This is a genomic window from Kitasatospora sp. NPDC023120 (assembly GCF_055560835.1).
This window is the reverse complement of record NZ_JBVHHY010000037.1, coordinates 29,842-44,773: the sequence shown is the minus strand read 5'-3', so window position 1 is coordinate 44,773 and position 14,932 is coordinate 29,842. Positions and strand designations below refer to the sequence as shown.

The window sequence follows — 14,932 nt, the reverse complement described above, 5'->3', positions numbered from 1 at the left end:
GAGTCCATCTTTTCTTGCCAACCGCCGTTGCATGCCAAGTAGGGGCACACCGTGAACCTTGGTGAGTCGATCGCAAATGGCTGGTGGGGGTGGGACTGGGGAACTGTCCCCGCATGGGTCGGTACCGTGGTCACCAGCGGCTCCGCTCTGATCGCCGCCTTTTCCTATCGGCGTAGCGTTCATGATAAGGAGCGGGAACAGGCAAGCAAGGTGGCTGCCTGGATCAGCATCACATATGACTCTGGCGATCAGAAACGAATTCTGTTTGTGAGTAACGCTAGCGACGCGCCTGTCTATGAACTTACGGTGCGCCCCAGCGAGGCCCGAGATATCTCGCTACCAGAGTTGCAGGCACGGGCGTCCGCAACCTTCGAGCTTTCCGTCAATCCGACGCCGCTAGAGATCCAGGTGACGCCGACTGGAGTGGTAAATTTCAGCGCGCATGAGGTGGAGGTCACGGTGAAAGAGATTGTCATACGGGATCCAATAGAATTGGAGTTCCGCGACGCGCTAGGTCGATGGTGGCAGCGAGACTCCAGGGGCAGGCTTCTCCCAATTCGCGCCCACGTCGTGAGAACAGTCGAATTCCCGCCGCGCCTCGGACCCTTTTAGGCGAGGAAGAGGTGAGGCTACTGAACTTGATTGGGTCCTACGTTGTTGGTGGGTCGGGGGACATGGAGCCGGATCGACTCCGCGACCTGCTGCAGCGGCATTACGAACGAGGTCGCCCGCGCTGGCCTCGCCAACTGATCCGAAGGTGGCCTGCGGTCCTCTGCCCGTGCTGTCCGGCGGTGGATCATGATGGTTCTTCGGGAATCCTGAAGAACCATCATGATCGAACCGGTCCATCCGCTGTCGTCACCAGCGTTTACCTGGGACAACGAGGTGACTGCGGATGGCGGAACCCACGGGATATCCCACAGTCCGCTCTGCACCGCCGGGAAGGCGGCGGCCACGACGGTTGGCGAGGTGGCCGCGGCCCCGGCCGGGGCCGGGGACGGGGACGGCGCGGAGGCCGGGAGAGCGGGGAAGGCCCTGACGGGCACGGTGAATCAGCACCGCTTCGTTGCAGCGGCGCAGGTCGGCGAGGTCATGGCGGCCAGGTCGAGTCCTCTGTCCGGTTCCCCTACCGGGCAGGTCATCGTCGGGCAGATCGGAACCGACCGGACGCCGCGAGCGGTCGCCGTGGATCCCGGCTACACCTCGGCGACGAGGAACTGCTCGGCCCGGGGCGGGCGCAGGCCGTCGGGACGGTCGGCGAAGTACCGGGCGGCCAGGTCGTCGGGGGACACGTGCACGACCTTCGTGAACCCCGCCTCCAGGGCTGCCTGCCGCAGGTCGTCGGGCGAGTAGAGGCTGATGAACGGGGTGCCCGACGCGGCGGCGCCCCGCATCGAGAACTCCTGGACCTGCCGCTGGTCCGGGTCGAGCAGGTCGAGCGGCAGCAGGAACGTCGTGGCGAAGACGGAGCCGGGTGCGAGAGCGGCTGCCTGGCGCAGCGTCGCGGTGTTGGCCTCGTGGGTGAGGTACATACTGACGCCGGTCGATGCGACGACCGTGGGCTTGCGTGGATCGAACCCGGCCGCGGTCAGCCGCTCCCACCACGAGTCGCCGGCCTCGAAGTCGACGGGCACCAGGGTCAGCCAGGACGGGATGTCGTGGCCCAGTTCGGCCAGGCGCTGCCGTTTCCACGCCTGGGTGCCCGGCTGGTCGACCTCGAAAACGCCGAGGCGGGAACCGAGTTCGGGCCGCCGCTGGGCGAAGGTGTCCAGGCCCGCGCCGAGGATGACGTACTGCGTCACGCCGGCGTCGGCGCGTTCGGCGACGAGGTCCTCGACGAAGCGGGCGCGGGCGACCATGGACGCGCGGACACCGGAGATGCCCGGCATCGTCATGTCACCGCGCTCACGCCAGGTCGGCCCGGGGTCGGCGAGTTCGAGCCCGATCTCGTCGGCGAGCACGTGGGGCGGAGCGTCGGCCTGGACGTGAAGGGCGCGCCACAGGGCGACGCGCACGGCGGTGTGGTCGGGTTCGCGCTGGTCGGTGAGGCGCTGTCCGTCATTCATGGTGGTTCCTAATTCGTGAGTAGGTGGTTCCAGTCGGCCTGTCAGGCCGGGCCCGAGGACAGCGATCCGCTTCACGCTCACGCGCCCTTCCGTTCGGGCCGCCGTCCTCGAAGGTAGTGGGAAACCGGACCATGAATAAGATCCGGTTCCATGTCGAATTCCTGGTCCGGTTCCCGGCTCGACCTGCACCTCTCCCTCGACGCCGCCGGCGGGCGGCGCGCCGGCCTGGAGTCCGCGCTGCGGGAGGCGATCCGCCGGGGACGCCTGCCCGCCGCGACGCTCCTGCCGTCCACCCGAGGGCTGGCCCAGGACCTCGGACTCTCGCGCGGTACCGTCACCGCCGCCTACGACCAACTCGTCGAGGAGGGCTACCTGACCACGCGCCCCGGGTCGGGCACCAGGGTGGCCGAGGTCCCGCCGCCCCCCCGGGTCTCCGCGCGCCCCGTCCCCGCACCGACACCTCCCCTCCACGACCTGCGCCCCGGACTCCCCGACGTCAGCGCCTTCCCCACCCGGGCCTGGCTCGCCTCCACCCGCCGCGTGCTCGCCCGCGCCCGTCCCGAGGTCTTCGGCGCCGGAGACCCGCAGGGCCGACTCGAACTGCGCGAGGCCCTCGCCGACTACCTGGGCCGCACCCGCGGCGTGCTCACGACGCCGGACCGAATCGTGATCATCTCCGGCTACTACCAGGGCCTGGTCCTGCTCAGTGGCGCACTGGCCGCGAGCGGCATCAGCACGGCGGCCATGGAGGACCCGGGACACAACCTCTACCGCGAAGTCGTCCGGCGCGCCGGGCTCACCACCCTCGCCCTGCCCGTCGACGGCCACGGCGCCCGCACGGAGGCACTGACCGGGCGTACGGGAGCGGTGTTCCTCACTCCCTCGCACCAGTACCCGACCGGCGTTCCGCTGCATCCGAGCCGCCGTCAGACGGTGTGCGCCTGGGCGCGCTCCACGGGTGGCCTGATTGTCGAGGACGACTACGACGGTGAGTACCGCTACGACCGCCAACCCGTCGGCGCCCTCCAGGGCGTCGCTCCCGACCACGTCGTCTACTGCGGCACCGCGTCCAAGACGCTCGCCCCCGCCCTTCGCCTGGCCTGGATGGTCCTACCGCCCCACCTGGTGCAACCGATGGTGCGGGCCAAGCAGCAGGCCGACCAGTACACCGAGACCCTGGGCCAGCTGGTCCTCGCCGACCTGATCGCCACCCACGCCTACGACCGCCACATCCGCGCCGGTCGGCTGCGCTGTCGCCGCCGCCGCGAACTCCTCCTCAGCCGGATGACCGCCCACCCCGACCTCGTGGTCCACGGAGTTCCCGCCGGCCTTCACACCCTTGTCACCTTCCCTCCCGACGGCCCCACCGAACAGCGACTCCTGGCCGGATGTGCCCACCACGGCGTCGCCCTGCGCGGTCTCACCGCGCTTCACCACGACCCCGCCGGCCGGCCGCCGGGCCTCCTGATCGGCTTCGCCGCCCCGTCCGAACGCGCCTACCCTGCCGCCCTCGACGCCCTGTTCGCCGCCCTCGCCTCCGATGGTCGTGGCAGTGCTCCGGCAGGACAGCGGCCTTCCGCCGGCACGGCACGGCCGTTGCGGCTCGGACTGGACCAAAAGGAAGACACCGAACTGGATCTAACCCGTGGTCCAGTGGCCGACTAGGCTCGCCGAAGCCATGACGGGACGGTGAGCCGAACGCCCGCCTCCCCACCGAACCCGGGTCGACTCTCGGAAGGACCACGTACGACCGTGATCGTGATTGCCCACCTCAGCGACACCCACATCGACGGCCGCCAGCGCAGCAGCGACCGCACCAAGGCAGTCATGGACTACCTCGACGCCCTTCCCTACGACCTCGACGCCGTGCTGGTGACCGGAGACGTCGCCGACCACGGGCTGCCGGAGGAGTACGAGCAGGCCCGGCGGCTGCTGGCGTCCCGACACCCGGTGCTGGTGTGCCCGGGGAACCACGACGAGCGCACCGCCTTCCGAAGGTTCCTGCTCGGCGAGGCCGCCTCGACGACTCCCGTCAACCAGGTCCATCGAACGGCCGGGTTCGCCATCGCCCTGTGCGACTCCTCGGTACCGGGGAAGGACGAAGGGTTCATCGAGGACGACACGCTGCTCTGGCTGGAGGAGGTTCTCGCCGGGACGCCGAGCGACGTGCCCGTTCTCGTCGGCTTCCATCACCCGCCGGCCCTGCTGCACAGCCCCTACATCGACGGCCTCCGGCAGTTCGGCGAGGAACGGCTCGCCGCCCTGGTGGACCGTCACTCCAACATCGCCGCCCTCGTCTGCGGCCACGCCCACACCGCGGCGGCGACCACCTTCGCCGGGAAGCCCCTGGTCGTCGCCCCCGGTGTGGTCTCGACTCTTCGTCTCCCGTGGGAGCAGTACGCCCACCCGGCCGACCACGTCCACCTCGACCAGCCGCCGGCGCTCGTCTTCCACGTCGTGGACGACGCGGGACGGTTGACGAGCCACTACCGCAGCGTCGTCGCCTGACGAGTGACCGCAGCCGATCCACCCACGACCTGAGGAACCAACACCGCCATGGGCTACATCCGCAGTTTTCTCCCGTGGATCGCCGTCGCCGTACTCACCGGCACGGTCGACCTCCGCTGGGCCGCGCTCACCGGCTTCCTGCTGGCTGTCGGCCTCGTCGCCGGCCAGCGCCGCGCCGGCCGTGGATGGGACGCCCAGGTGATCGAGGTCAGCGCCGTTCTATTCTTCGCCGCCTACACCGCCGCCGCGTTCGCCGCGCCCGACTCGGCCGCCGTCGCCCACTACGGCTCGCCGCTCTCCTCGCTCTGGCTCGCGGCCACCGCCTGGGGCTCGCTCGTGGTCGGCCGCCCCTTCACCCTCGGCATCGCCCGCACCCAGGTACCCGAACACCTCTGGCACAACCTGCTGTTCCTACAGGTCAACCGCGTCATCAGCACGGTGTGGGCCACCGCGTTCACACTCTCCGGCATCGGCGGCGCGCTGCTGCGCCACTACCAGCCGGACGCGGGCAGCGCCCGTACCCTGCTCGCGGTGGCCGCGTTCGCCCTCCCGGTCATGTTCACCGTCCGCTACCCTGAGATCGCCCGCGCCCGGCACGCGGCCACGCCGCAGGGGACCTCCCGGTGAACCCGGCCGCGCTCGCCGTCGCCCCCTGACGTCTCGGACAGGCCCTGGCCCGCAGGCCGGGCACAACCTGAAGGCTCCGCGCCAAGTCCATCCCATGCCGAGGACCGTGTCCCGCAGGGGATCCCTCATCTCCGCCGGGTCGAAGCCGGCCTCGGGGAACATCGGTACAGCGGTTATCGGTGAGAACGATCTTGGTCAGGATGTGAGGGTGCTGACCCGGTTCTCGTACTCACGGCGGGCCTTGCGCTGTGCCGGGACTGCGGGGATGCCCTGGCCGCCGTCGAGCGGCTGGCAGCGGGCGAGGAGCTGACGGTGCACGGCGGGAACGGCGCTGACGCGCAGGGTGTAGCCCTGGCCGCGCCGTACGGCCACCCCCTGGTCGAGCGCGGCCCGCTCGGCGGGCTCCAGCTCGGTGGTGCGGAGGTAGTCGGCGACCTTGCCCGGCATGTCTAGGGCGACCGGCTCCTCCGAGGCCGGCGCGTCCTCCTCTGTGGCCGTGTGGTTGGGCAGGAGGTCGGCGACGGCGGTGCGGATCGCGCCGCGGCTGACCCGGTGGTCGCGGGCGAGTGCAGCGATCGAGCGGCCTTCCAGGTACGCAGCGCGCACGTCATCGGCCTTCGAGGCCACCACTGCCGGGCGGCGTCCGCCTTTGCTGCCCTTGGCCTCGGCCGCCCGCAGTCCGTCGTAGCTCAGCTCGCGCTGGAGGTCGCGCTGGAGTTCGCCCGCGGCGGCGAGGGTCTGCACCATGAACTTCACGGTGGACAGCAGTTCTCCGGTGCGCGGGTGGCGGGCGGTGAGGTCCATCGCGGAGAACGCGCCGTCGTGGATGCGCAGCGCGAGGTGGTCGCGGTGGAGGACGTCGAGCACGTCGAGGATGTGCCCGGTGCCGCGCACGAGGCGGAACACCTCGGAGATGTGCACGGTGTCGCCTGGCCGCGCGTAGGTGAGCAGTTCGCGGAACTTCGGGCGCTGGAGGGGGTGGAGGCGGCTGGAGGTGCCCGGGGGCTCCTCGAAGACGACGGGGTCCTCGATCCCGGCCTCGTGAAGGACGAGGTCTTGGCGGGCGGTGGACTGCTGGTCGGTCGAGACGCGCTTGTAGACCAGGTTCGCCACTCGTGGGCCCCTTCCGGACGGAGGATCGGACCCTATCTGTCGTCAAACCCTGTCAGCAATCACCATCGGATCTGATTGGATTCGCGCCGCCGCGACCCCCGAATTGCACGGGTTCATTGGACGTGCCGCCTGCCTGTCGTCAAACGATCGTTTGATGACAGATTCCTCGGGGGTGGCGCGGTCCTGGTTCGGGCCCCTGGCGGAACCAGAGCACGTGATCTTGGTGCTACTTCCGCTGGATCAGCGACCGCTGTTAGCGTGCCATCCATGATCAAGGGCAACTTAGCGGGTCGAATAGGCCGGATGGCGGGGGACAGTAGGCCGGAGCGCGTGCTGGTCGCCGCCAGTTTCGTCAACCGAGTCGGCAATGGTCTGTTCAACGCGGCGTCAGCGCTCTATTTCACCTTGGTCGTGGGCCTGCCTGCGGTGCAGGTCGGTGCCGCGCTCACCATCGCCGGAGTGATCGGTCTGTGCGCGGGGATACCAGGCGGGCATCTCGCAGATCGGCGAGGGGCTCGCACGATCATGATGTTGGCCCTCGCGGTCCAGGCCGTGTCGATGGCGGCCCTCGTCCTCGTCGAGAGCTGGGCCGCGCTCACGATCATCGCGACGGTCGACCAGATCGCCGCAGCGGCTGGTGGGGCGGCGTGGGGCGCGCTGGTGGTCCGGGTCGGGGGTGAGCGCCCGGCCCTGTTCCGTGCCAAGCTGCGCACGTTCGTCAACCTGGGCGTCGTCCTGGGAACGGTGGGTGCGGGGCTGGCGCTGGCCGCGAACACCCGCGGCGCCTATGTCACGCTGATCCTCGGCGACGCGGCGAGCTTCGCCCTGTGCGCGGTGTTTCTGCTCCTGCTGCCCCGCTATCCGGTACTGGCAGCACCACCGCAACAGCGGCGCTGGCCCGTCCTCGCGGATCGTCCCTTCCTCGCGTTCACCGCCCTCTACGGGGCCATGGGACTGCAGTACCCGGTGGTCTCACTACTCCTACCGATCTGGATCTCCGAGCACACCGAGGCGCCGCGCTGGACGGTGGCCGCGCTGTTCGCCGTCAACTCCCTGTTCTGTGTGCTGATGCAGACCAGGATCGGCTCGCGTATCGAGACCCCGCACGATGGCGGCCTGGCGTTTCGCACGGCGGGGCTGCTCTTCCTCGTCAGCTGCCCGATGATGGCACTGGCGGCGTACACCCCTGTCTGGGCGGCGGCGGGACTGGTCCTGGCCGCGATCTTCGTCCACAGTCTGGGAGAGGTTTGGGAGTCATCGGCGGCCTTCGCCCTGGGCTTCGGTCTTGCTCCCGACCACGCACAGGGCCAGTACCAAGGTGTCTTCGGTCTCGGCTTCAGCGCGGGCCAGGCTCTCGCCCCCGCGATCCTCACCACGGTGGTACTCGGCCTCGGCACGACAGGCTGGCTGCTGCTGGCGGTGTTCTTCGCGGCACTGGGCGCTGTCGGTCCATCTCTTGCCCGCTGGGGCATGCGGACCCGGCCGCAACCAGGTGTTGCTGCGGAAGTGACGGGATGACCGCGAGTTAGGTGTCAGAAGCCTTCTACCTCGTCGTCCTCGTCCAGCTCCGGCGCGTCCGGGTCGCGCAGCGGGCGCAGGGCGCCGGCGGAGGAGATCATCCGCTGCCTGAAGCGCTACGTCACCCGAGAGCTCTACCGGCACATCCGGCCTTCTGCGAGTCCAGTCACTCCTTCGGCAGTTTGACGAACCATAGGGGCATCCTGAACACCCACCTGGCCGCCGACATAAAGGAGTTCATCGCGGCCCAGGACTGGCTCACCGTCTACCAGCTGCCCCCATACGCGCCCGACCTCAACCCGGTCGAGGGCATCTGGTCGCTCCTGCGACGCGGATTCCTGGCCAACGTCGCCTTCGCCGACCCGGACCACCTCGTGAGGACGGTCAGGCGCGGCTTACGGAAGATCCAGTACCGACCTCAGCTCATCGACGGCTGCCTGGCCGCCACCGGGCTGACCACCGACATCGCGAGTTCAACCTGAGTAGTAGGTAACCGGGGGGTGCGGAAGGCCAGGTCTTCGTAGGTAAGGAGGCGGCTGACCTGGCCGGCTCCCAGACCTCGGCCCAGGTGGCCGCCGGCATCCGGATGCCGCTGGCCGCGCTCTCCCAGAAGCTCTAGGGCCGCCTGGCCCCTGACCCCGACCGGTGGGCGGTCACGGGCGTCCGCGGGGCGGGGGCGGAGGTCCGCACTCCGCAACAACGGGGTCCCGGCCCGGTGACGAACCGCGTCCGGCCGTCGCCCCGGCTGGATCCCGGGGGTTACGGTGCGGCGGCGACGCCGGAATCCGGGAGAGGAAGAAGACCATGAGAGCGGTTCGGAGGCAGGCGGCCATGGCCGCCCTGGCGGTGTGCGGCGTGCTGGCGCTCACCGCCTGTCAGAACGGCGACGACCTGGCCGCGCCGGACGCGAAGCTCACCGCGGCCGCACCGGCCCCGCCCACCGCACCGGCCCCGCCCACCGCCAGCGCCACGGTCGCCGTGCCGGCCCCCTCGAAGACCAGCGCGGCGCCCAAGCCCTCGGCGACCGCCACCCCGGCGGGGAAGAATCCACCCGCCCCGGCCCCGCCCCCCGCGCCGACCTGCGGCGCCGACCACAGGATGCCAGTCTCGCCCGACACGATCGCCGTGCACCGCTACACGCCCGAGGGCGGTATGACCAGTCTCATCGTCCAGCACGGCACGTACGGTTGCCCCGGGCGCTTCGAACCGTCGGGCGCGTGGACGTACATCCCGATCTCGGAGAAGGCCAAGATCACCGCGACGGCACCGATCCTCCCCTCGGAGGTGATGGGCAAGCCCATCTCCACCAGCGAGCTGACCGGGTGGCTGGAAACCCACCCGGACAAGGGCCTGCCCTTCCGCTACCACCTGAACGCGGCGGGGGCCATCGACACCCTCGACGAGATCTACGTCAAGTAGCACGCCGAGCGCCCCCGGGCTGCTACGAGATGGAGTCGACCACCCCGTTCGAACCGCTCGGCGGCCCGACGCAGCGGCCAGCCGTCGTCGACCACGCAGCGGGCCAGGCGCAGGCGTCCGGTCTCGGTCAGCGGTGCGTTACGGTGTGGCATGAGGGCCTTTCTGGGTGTCGGTGCAGATGTCGCAATCCACACCGAGCCAGAAGGCCTCACTCATTTCAAGATCACCACGTCGTGAGCCCCGTCACCAACCTCCGTGGTCAGTACAACCATCCTGGCTCAACCAGGTCGAGCGCTCGTTCGCCCTGCTGACGGACAAGCAGATACGGCGCGGCGTCCACAAGAACGTCCAGGCGCTCGAGAAGGACATCCGCGACTGGATCGCGCACTGGAACGAGAACCCCAAGCCGTTCACCTGGACCAAGTCCGCCGACGAGATCTTCGAACGCCTCGCCGGCTACCTGAACCGCCTGCCAGAGCCCAAGCCATAGTTATGAAGCGTTTCTGAGACTCAGGACACTAGCGCCTTGGTCCCCCTTTCAGGGGCGAACCACACCGTCTACGATGAACATCGAAGGTGAGTGGCCAGGAGGGGAAGCAGTGAGCGTGCGACGGCTTGGGGAGCTGGAGGCGGAGATCATGGACCGCCTTTGGAGCTGGGGCTACCCCGCGACCGTCCGCGAACTCGTCGACGACCTGAACCGGACCCGCTCGCTCGCGTACACCACCGTGATGACCGTGGCCGACATCCTCCACCGCAAGGGCATGCTGCGTCGGGAGAAGGAACGGCGGGCCTGGCTCTACGAGCCGACCTGCAGCCGCGAGTCGTACACCGCGGCCCTCATGCAGGACGCCCTCGCCGTCACCACCGATCGCTCCAGCGCACTGGCCCACTTCGTCGGACAGATCACCCCGGACGAGCAGGACGCCCTCCGGCAAGCCCTGCGCTCACTCACCAGCGACGAGCAGGAGTGATCGGGGCCCTCGTCCTGGGCGGGTACACGGCGGTCATCGGCTGCGTCGTGCCGTCGCTGCTCGCCCGGGCGCAGTGGCCGCTGCGCTCCCCCAGGACGGCGTTGCTGCTCTGGCAGGCGCTGATGGTGTCGTTCGTCGTCTCCCTCGCACTCACCTGGTATCACCTGACCGTTCCCGGCCGGCATCTGCACGGGTTCCTCGGCGCGGCCGAACGATGGGGCCACGAACCGGGACCGGATGGCGATGTCGCTTCCGGGGGCGACGCGGAGGGCCTGGGGCTGCTGGTCCCGATCGGCCTCACCCTGCTCTGGCCGGCCGCCCGGTTCGTCGCCGTCGCCGTCGAGGCCCACCGGCGCCGACGGCGCCACGCCTACGGGCTGGACCTGGTCGGCCGGCCCGATCCCGAGCTGCGCGCCGTCATCCTCGACCATGACGTCCCGGCCGCCTACTGCCTGCCCGGCCGATCGTCCCGCGTCGTCCTGACCAGTGCGGCCGTACGGTCCCTGACCGGTGAACAGCTGGAGGCGTTGCTGGCCCACGAGCGCGCGCACCTGACCGGCCGCCACCATCTGGTCTCGGCAGCCACCGAGGCGTTCGCCCGTGCCTACCGGATCGTGCCGCTTGCCCGTGCTGCGCGTGAACGCACCGCGGTGCTGCTGGAGATGGTCTGCGACGACCGTGCCGTGCGCACCACCTCCGCCCGGGCGCTGGCGGACGCGATGTGCGAGGTCGCGGTCGGTGGCACGCCGCAGTCGGCCTTCGCAGCCGGCGGTGCGGCCGTACTGGCGCGCGTCCGGCGGCTTGTGCGCCCGCGCGCGCCGCTCCATCCGGCGACGCGGTGCGCCATCCTGCTGCTTGGCGTCGCCGCCTCCCTGCTCCCTTACTTCATCACCTGCGGGCCGGTGTGACCCGCAGGACCGTCTTGGGCTGATCCGCCCGGGCCCCGCTCAGTGCAGCAGCACGATGTCCCCCCGGGCCATCCGACCAGGGTTGAGCACCACGGCGTGCACGCCCGCGCAGGGATGCGGGCCCATGCCGGCCAGCGGCTCCAGCCGGTTGTGCCGCGCGGGGACGCGCAGGGCCTCCTGATCCCGGGGCAGTGCGCCGTGGGCGAGGGTCGGTACGGCGCAACGCGGGGTGGGGACGGTGACCCGCAGACGCAGCTGTTGGCCGATCGTCAGGTCCCGGCCGATCCAGCCGTTCTCGACGAAGCCGCCGACGCCCTCGGTGCGGATCACGAGGTTCGGTCGGTAGCGCTGGACCTCGACGGTCCCGCGCGTGCTCAGCTCACCGATCCGGTCGAGCGTGGCGGTGGTGAGCAAGTGCAGCGGGGAGTAATCGAAGAATGTGCCGGTGGGCAGCCCGATGGCGTGGACCGCGACGTCGGCAGCCGGTCCCGCGTGTAGAACCTCCTCGGGGTCGGCTCGGTCGAGCGAGGCGCCGGGCGGTGGCTCGGCGGTCAGCGTGACCGGGCGTCCGACCAGAGACGTCAACGCGTCCCGGCCGAGCTCCGCGCCGTCCGGCCCTGTGATGCGGACGCCGCCGTCCGCCGTCGTTGCCGAGAGCGTGAGCAGCCGCCGCCAGAGCCGCGGGTTCTTCGCGCTGGCCACCTTGCCGGTCTCCGGGTCGAGCAGGGCGAACCGCCGGTCCCCGTCGATGCCGCGTTCGGTGACGTCGGCGGCGGTCAGTTCCTCCCCGAGCATCGACTTGACCGGGTAGCGCCAGAGCGCCCCGACCGTTCCCACCTGTTGTGTCATGTCTGCCACCTCGGCCGTCTCCTGCTCGGTGTCGTCCGGACCGCTCAGCGCCGTCAGGACGGGAAGAGCGTCTCGATGAGGTCGTGGGCCTGTTCGGGGTTGAGACGCGGGTCGCAGAGGGTTTCGTAGCGGCGGTGCAGGGCCGGTTCGTCCCGGACGTTCCCGCCCAGGCATTCGGTGACGTCGGTCGCCGCCGTTTCGAGGTGCAGGCCGCCCGCGTGCAGCCCGCGCCGTTCGAGGACCCGCAGGAATCCGGCGGCCTCCTCCGCGATGGCCCGCAGCTGCCGGGTCTTGGTCCCGTCGGCCGTCCGCACGGTGTTGCCGTGCATGGGGTCGGTCAGCCAGATGACGGGGTGGCCGGCCCGGTGGACGGCGTCGACGAGGTCCGGCATGACATCGGTGGCGTGGGCCCGGCCGAACCGCAGGATGAGCGTCAGTCGGCCGGGCGTGCGCTCCGGGTCGAGCAGCTCGCACAGCCGGACGACGTCACCGGGGCGGGCGGTCGGTCCGATCTTGCAGGCGATCGCGTTCGCGACGGCGGCCAGCATCTCGACGTGCGCGGAGTCGAGTTGCCTGGTGCGCTCGCCGATCCAGGGCAGGTGGGTCGAGGACAGGTACTCGGCTCCGTTGTCGGGAGCCGGGCGCACGAGTGGGCCCTCGTAGTCGATGATCAGCGCCTCGTGGCTGGCCCACGGCCCGGACGCCAACCGGTGGGCGCCCACCGTGGCGCGTTCGCGCCGTAGGCGGCGGAGGTGGTCGAACACCCGGGCGCCGGCTTGGTGGGCCAGCAGCATCCGCTGCGGGTCGTGCCGTCTGGCCTCCGGCGTGGGCTCCTCGGAGTTGACCAGGTGCCCTCGGAAGACAGGGAGTTCGAGGTCCCCGTGGCGTTCCGTGGGCGCGGAGCGCGGCTTGGCGAACTGCCCTCCGAGCCGGCCGACCCGGACGACCTCCTGGCCGGTCCGGGCGGCGAGGAGGTCGCCCAGCGCGTCCAGCACGGACACCTTGCCGGTGAGGTGTTCCGCGCTCTGCTCGGCCAGGCTCTCCGCACAGTCGCCGATCTGGAGCAGACGGGCCTCGCCGGCGGCGACCACCGCCAGGCTCCGGCGTAGTTCGGCCACCTCCGAGGGCAGCACCAACGGCGCGGCTTTGAGCAGTGCGCGCCGGGTGGCCGAGTACGCGGGGTGGTCGCGCCAGCAGGGCTGTTGCTCGGCGGGCAGCAGGTCCCAGACCAGGGGTTCGTCGGCGACCGACAAGCCCGGGTCGTTCATCGGAAGGGATGACATGAGGTGTCCCCTTCCGATGGCTCTGCCGGGCGCCCCACCAAGGCCGCTATCCGGTCGGTCAGCGCCCGCTTGTCGACCTTCCCCACCGTGGTGAGCGGCAGTGCGTCGACGCACACCACCCGGTCGGGCAGCTTGTAGGTGGCCAGACCCCTGGCGACGAGGAAGTCGACCGCCTCGGCCTGGCTCAGCCCGCCTTCCCGCGTGACGGCGAACACGCAGATCCGCTCGCCGAAGTCCGGGTCCGGCATCGGCACGACGGCGACCTCGTGCACGGCCGCGTGGGCCAGCAGCTCGTTCTCCAGCTCCTCGGCCGCCACCTTCTCCCCGCCCTTGTTGATGACCTCCTTGGTGCGGCCCAGGGCGGTCACGTAGCCGTTCGGGAGGAGCCGTACCAGGTCGCCGGTGCGGTAGAAGCCGTCCGGGGTGAAGGCGGTGGCGTTGTGGTCCCCGGCCAGGTAGTAGCCGCGCAGGGTGTACGGGCCACGGGTCAGCAGCTGTCCCGCCTCTCCGGGCGGCACCTCGCGGCCGTTCTCGTCCACCACCCGGAGCTCGTCCGCCGGCGACAGGGGCCGGCCCTGGGTGGTGGCGACGAGGTCGTCCGGGTCGTCGAGCCGCGTGTAGTTGAGCAGTCCCTCGCCCATCCCGAAGACCTGTTGGAGTCGGCAGCCCAGGGTTTCGTGCACCCGGCGGGCGGCCTCGGCCGGCAGTTTGGCGCCGCCGGCCTGGACCAGGCGGAGCGTGGACAGGTCGTCGTCCAGCCAGTCGACGGCCTGCATCCACAACAAGGCCAGTGGCGGTACCAGGGCCGTCATGGTCACGCCCTCCCTCTCGATGAGGGCGAAGGCGTGGTCCGGGCTCGGGTCGGTGGTGAGCACCACCCGGCCGCCGGCGTGCAGGGTGCCGAGCACGCCCGGGCAGCCGAGCGCGAAGTTGTGCGCGACCGGCAGGGCGGTCAGGTACACGGTGCCTCGGTCCAGCTGGCAGACCTCGGCGCTGGCGCGGAGGTTGTAGGCGTAGTCGGTGTGTGTCCTGGGGATGAGCTTCGGCTGCCCGGTGGTGCCGCCGGAGAGCAGGAAGAACGCCACGTCCTCGGAGTTCGGCGGCGTCACCTCCGACGGGACGTCGTCCGGGACGTCGAGCTCCGCGAGGGGGACGAACTCGGCCGCGTCACCGGCCACGATGACGTGCTTGAGGCCCGGCACGGTCCGCCTGACCTGACGCGCCAACTCCCGGTAGTCGAAGCCGAGGTCCTGGTCGGCGATGATGTAGGCGCTCGCCTCGGTCAGCGCGCTCAGGGCGCCGATCTCGTGCTCCCGGTGGGCGGGCAGCGCCAGCACCGGCAGCGCGCCGAGCCGGCAGAGGGCGAAGAACACCGGCAGGAACTCGACCACGTTGGGCAGTTGGAGGACGACCCGGTCACCCGGGCTGATGCCGAGACGGCGCAGCCCGCCGGTCAGCCGGTGCGCCCAGGCGTCCAGTTCCCGGTACGTCACCCGGCGTTCGCCGGCGGTGACGGCCACGCTGTCCCCGTAGGAGTCCGCCCAAGCGGTCAGCAGATCACCGATGGTGACGTCCTGCCAGTAGCCCTCCTCCCGGTACTTCTTCGCCAGTTCCTCGGGCCACGGCTCGAAACCCGCAAGCATCTGTTCGGCTCCCTCTTCTCGGTG

General features: G+C 70.4%; 14 protein-coding genes and 2 pseudogenes. 10 read left to right on the top strand and 6 right to left on the bottom strand.

Going from position 1 to position 14,932, the window contains the following annotated elements:
- Positions 1-51: 51 nt before the first annotated feature.
- The gene (locus ACZ3TI_RS36060; RefSeq protein WP_465733923.1) at positions 52-612 is read left to right on the top strand and encodes a hypothetical protein; all 561 of its coding nucleotides are present in this window, start codon (positions 52-54) and stop codon (positions 610-612) included.
- Positions 613-1,196: 584 nt separating this feature from the next.
- Here ACZ3TI_RS36060 and ACZ3TI_RS36055 read toward each other — a convergent pair.
- Complete coding sequence (locus ACZ3TI_RS36055) at positions 1,197-2,066, bottom strand: class I SAM-dependent methyltransferase (protein ID WP_465733921.1); 870 nt, start codon at positions 2,064-2,066, stop codon at positions 1,197-1,199.
- Positions 2,067-2,216: 150 nt separating this feature from the next.
- Between ACZ3TI_RS36055 and pdxR the strand changes: the two genes are divergently transcribed.
- The 3 genes from pdxR to ACZ3TI_RS36040 all read left to right on the top strand — a co-directional run bounded on the left by pdxR (position 2,217) and on the right by ACZ3TI_RS36040 (position 5,201).
- Positions 2,217-3,731, top strand: a complete 1,515-nt coding sequence (gene pdxR / locus ACZ3TI_RS36050) for a MocR-like pyridoxine biosynthesis transcription factor PdxR (protein WP_465733919.1) — start codon at positions 2,217-2,219, stop codon at positions 3,729-3,731.
- A gap of 87 nt (positions 3,732-3,818) precedes the next feature.
- Positions 3,819-4,574, top strand: a complete 756-nt coding sequence (locus ACZ3TI_RS36045; RefSeq protein WP_465733917.1) for a metallophosphoesterase — start codon at positions 3,819-3,821, stop codon at positions 4,572-4,574.
- Between the two features lie 48 nt (positions 4,575-4,622).
- Positions 4,623-5,201 (top strand): hypothetical protein, encoded by a 579-nt coding sequence (locus ACZ3TI_RS36040; RefSeq protein WP_465733915.1) that lies wholly within the window; start codon positions 4,623-4,625, stop codon positions 5,199-5,201.
- 195 nt (positions 5,202-5,396) lie between these two features.
- Here the strand turns inward: ACZ3TI_RS36040 and ACZ3TI_RS36035 are convergent, their stop codons facing one another.
- Entirely contained in the window at positions 5,397-6,314 is a 918-nt protein-coding gene (locus tag ACZ3TI_RS36035) for a recombinase family protein (RefSeq protein WP_465733913.1), read from the bottom strand.
- Between the two features lie 267 nt (positions 6,315-6,581).
- Here ACZ3TI_RS36035 and ACZ3TI_RS36030 point away from each other — a divergent pair, with 267 nt between their 5' ends.
- The 3 genes and pseudogenes from ACZ3TI_RS36030 to ACZ3TI_RS36020 all read left to right on the top strand — a co-directional run bounded on the left by ACZ3TI_RS36030 (position 6,582) and on the right by ACZ3TI_RS36020 (position 9,251).
- Positions 6,582-7,832 (top strand): MFS transporter, encoded by a 1,251-nt coding sequence (locus ACZ3TI_RS36030; RefSeq protein WP_465733911.1) that lies wholly within the window; start codon positions 6,582-6,584, stop codon positions 7,830-7,832.
- A 203-nt stretch (positions 7,833-8,035) separates the two neighbouring features.
- Positions 8,036-8,314, top strand: a pseudogene (locus ACZ3TI_RS36025) (transposase); the annotation flags it as partial.
- Between the two features lie 322 nt (positions 8,315-8,636).
- Entirely contained in the window at positions 8,637-9,251 is a 615-nt protein-coding gene (locus tag ACZ3TI_RS36020) for a hypothetical protein (protein WP_465733909.1), read from the top strand.
- A gap of 47 nt (positions 9,252-9,298) precedes the next feature.
- Here ACZ3TI_RS36020 and ACZ3TI_RS36015 read toward each other — a convergent pair.
- Positions 9,299-9,403: pseudogene (locus ACZ3TI_RS36015) on the bottom strand (IS481 family transposase); the annotation flags it as partial.
- Between the two features lie 26 nt (positions 9,404-9,429).
- Between ACZ3TI_RS36015 and ACZ3TI_RS36010 the strand changes: the two are divergent.
- From ACZ3TI_RS36010 to ACZ3TI_RS36000, 3 genes are all read left to right on the top strand, one after another.
- The gene (locus tag ACZ3TI_RS36010; protein WP_465733907.1) at positions 9,430-9,741 is read left to right on the top strand and encodes a hypothetical protein; all 312 of its coding nucleotides are present in this window, start codon (positions 9,430-9,432) and stop codon (positions 9,739-9,741) included.
- Between the two features lie 115 nt (positions 9,742-9,856).
- The gene (locus ACZ3TI_RS36005) at positions 9,857-10,225 is read left to right on the top strand and encodes a BlaI/MecI/CopY family transcriptional regulator (protein ID WP_465733967.1); all 369 of its coding nucleotides are present in this window, start codon (positions 9,857-9,859) and stop codon (positions 10,223-10,225) included.
- Positions 10,222-11,133: a M56 family metallopeptidase gene (locus ACZ3TI_RS36000; protein ID WP_465733905.1), complete on the top strand. Its 912-nt coding sequence runs from the start codon at positions 10,222-10,224 to the stop codon at positions 11,131-11,133. Before ACZ3TI_RS36005 ends, ACZ3TI_RS36000 begins: the two co-directional genes overlap by 4 nt.
- Positions 11,134-11,172: 39 nt before the next feature.
- Here ACZ3TI_RS36000 and ACZ3TI_RS35995 read toward each other — a convergent pair whose 3' ends face one another.
- Genes ACZ3TI_RS35995 through ACZ3TI_RS35985 form a run of 3 tightly spaced genes read right to left on the bottom strand, consistent with a single transcriptional unit; the run spans position 11,173 to position 14,908 of the window.
- Positions 11,173-11,982, bottom strand: coding sequence for an MOSC domain-containing protein (locus ACZ3TI_RS35995; RefSeq protein WP_465733903.1), 810 nt, complete (start codon positions 11,980-11,982; stop codon positions 11,173-11,175).
- A 53-nt stretch (positions 11,983-12,035) separates the two neighbouring features.
- Complete coding sequence (locus tag ACZ3TI_RS35990; RefSeq protein WP_465733901.1) at positions 12,036-13,265, bottom strand: 3-deoxy-7-phosphoheptulonate synthase; 1,230 nt, start codon at positions 13,263-13,265, stop codon at positions 12,036-12,038.
- Positions 13,247-14,908: a (2,3-dihydroxybenzoyl)adenylate synthase gene (locus ACZ3TI_RS35985; RefSeq protein WP_465733899.1), complete on the bottom strand. Its 1,662-nt coding sequence runs from the start codon at positions 14,906-14,908 to the stop codon at positions 13,247-13,249. Before ACZ3TI_RS35985 ends, ACZ3TI_RS35990 begins: the two co-directional genes overlap by 19 nt.
- Positions 14,909-14,932 lie beyond the last annotated feature (24 nt).